Annotated in this window: 2 pseudogenes; one reads left to right on the top strand and one right to left on the bottom strand. The window is 37.9% G+C overall.

What is annotated here, in order from left to right:
• Positions 1 to 910: pseudogene (locus tag TY19_RS11990) on the top strand (hypothetical protein); the annotation flags it as partial.
• 198 nt (positions 911 to 1,108) lie between these two features.
• Here the strand turns inward: TY19_RS11990 and TY19_RS13155 are convergent.
• A pseudogene (locus TY19_RS13155) lies at positions 1,109 to 1,574 on the bottom strand (IS5 family transposase); the annotation flags it as partial.

Raw genomic sequence — 1,574 nt, 5'->3', positions numbered from 1 at the left:
TTTGACTGATGCCCATCTGTTAGCGTTAAAAAATTGTAAAAATTTAAAAGCACTACATCTACAAGAATGTCCCAATCTCACCGATGCTGGATTAGCGCATTTGACATCTTTGGTGGCTTTGCAACATTTAAATCTGGCTGAGTGCCATAAAATCACCGACGTTGGTTTAGCACATTTGAGACCTTTAGTGGCTTTAACGCATTTGAATCTGAAGTGGTGCAGAAATCTTACCGACGCTGGCTTAGCCCATTTGACACCTTTGGTGGCTTTAAAATATTTGGATCTGAGCTATTGTAGCAATTTCACGGATGCTGGACTAGCGCATTTGACACCTTTAGTGACTTTACAGCATTTAGATCTGAGCTATTGTAGCAATTTCACGGATGCTGGTTTAGCGCATTTGAGACCTTTAGTGGCTTTAACGCATTTGAATCTGAGGTGGTGCCATAATTTCACAGATGCTGGATTAGCGCATTTAACTCCCTTAGTGGCTTTGCAGCATTTAAATCTGAACCTATGCTGGAAACTCACTGATGCTGGATTAGCCCATTTGAGACCTTTAGTGGCTTTGCAGCATTTGGATCTGAGCTATTGTAGCAATTTCACGGATGCTGGATTAGCGCATTTGACACCTTTAGTGGTTTTACAGCATTTAGATCTGAGTTCGTGCAAAAAACTCACGGATGCTGGATTAGCGCATTTGACACCTTTAGTGGCTTTACAGCATTTAGATCTGAGTTGGTGCAATCATCTTACTGACGCTGGATTGAGGCATTTAACACCTTTAGTAGCTTTGCAAGATCTGTATTTGTACTCTTGCGAAAATTTCACCGAAGTTGGATTGGCGCATTTTAAATCCTCAGTAGCTTCACTTCATTTAAATCTGAAGTGGTGCAAACGTTTTCAATGACGTTGACTAAAAAAATATTATTTGCTTTGGAAATGTTAATAAAATTATAGAGCTCTCAGTGTCGCAATTCTGTAGACTAGTAACCTAAATTTTGGACTTATATAGTAATTTAAATTTAATTTTTCAATTGCATATGCGTATGCTGCAAAAATGCCTTACTCACATTACGTAAGCGTAGCTTTTTCTCTTAGAACCTCTTTAAAATCTTTTTAAAAGGAGAACCACAAACGCCAAAATGACCAGATTTAAGCTTGTATTCAATTTTCTTTCGCAGTTCTTCCATAACCTTCTGCATTTTTCTAACCAGCTAAAAGAACGCTCTACGATCCATCTTTTCGCAATCACTTTAAAAGCATGCAATTCGTTTCTTTTCGTTATCTCTACTGTACATCCCAATATCTCWTGAATACCATTTGAAAATGGTTCTCCAGAATATCCTCTATCTGCTAAAATATTTTTTACTTCAGACAAAAYACTCTTATTCAGTAAACATGCTTCTAGAGCTCCTTTTCTATCAGTAACATTTGCTGTGGTTATATGAATGGCATGAGGCAATCCTTGAGTGTCTACTGCTATGTGTCGTTTGATACCAGAGTTTTTTTTCCTGCATCATAGCCTTTACTTTCAGCTGTATCGGTATTCTTAACGCTTTGCGCATCAACTA

This window comes from Candidatus Protochlamydia sp. R18 (assembly GCF_000648255.1).
Taxonomy (GTDB): Bacteria; Chlamydiota; Chlamydiia; order Chlamydiales; family Parachlamydiaceae; genus Protochlamydia; species Protochlamydia amoebophila.
The sequence above is the reverse complement of the archived record's forward strand: the minus strand, read 5'-3'. Positions and strand labels throughout refer to the sequence as shown.